Genomic DNA, 628 nt, shown 5'->3' on the forward strand with positions numbered 1-628 from the left:
CTGTTGACCCGGATGCCCTTCTCCCCCAGCATCTGCGCGAGACCGGCGGAGAAGTTCGCGATCGCGGCCTTCGTGGCCGCGTAGGGGGCCAGCTGCGGGGACGGCTGGTCGGACTGCACCGAGGAGCTGCCGATGATGGCCGAGCCGGGGGCCATGTGCGGCACCGCGGCCTTGGCCAGGTGGAACATCGCCCCGACGTTGAGCCGGAACGTGTAGTCCCACTCCTCGTCGCTGATCTCGTCGAGGCTCTCGCGGGTCATCTGGTATGCGGCGTTGGAGACGAGCACGTCGACCTTGCCGAACTCCTGCACGGCCCGCTCCACGACGGCGCGGCAGTGCGCGGCATCGGAGAGGTCGCCGCGCACCAGGACGGCCCGGCGCCCGGCCTCCTCGATCCAGCGGGCGGTGTCCTGCGCGTCCTCGTCCTCCTCGAGGTAGGCGACGAGGACGTCGGCGCCCTCCCGGGCGTAGGCGATCGCGGCGGCGCGGCCGATGCCGCTGTCCCCGCCGGTGATGATCGCGGCCTTGCCCTCGAGCTTGCCGGAGCCGCGGTAGCTCTGCTCGCCGCAGTCCGGGACGGGGGTCATCTCCGGCTGCACACCGGGGACGTCCTGCTGCTGTTCTGGCT

At 71.8% G+C, this 628-nt stretch carries 1 protein-coding gene; it reads right to left on the minus strand.

From position 1 onward, the window contains the following. On the minus strand, positions 1-628 hold a 628-nt coding region (locus tag RCG67_RS16965; protein ID WP_368827970.1), incomplete at both ends, for an SDR family NAD(P)-dependent oxidoreductase.

The sequence above is a fragment of the Kocuria cellulosilytica genome, from assembly GCF_040981245.1.
GTDB lineage: Bacteria > Actinomycetota > Actinomycetes > Actinomycetales > Micrococcaceae > Kocuria > Kocuria cellulosilytica.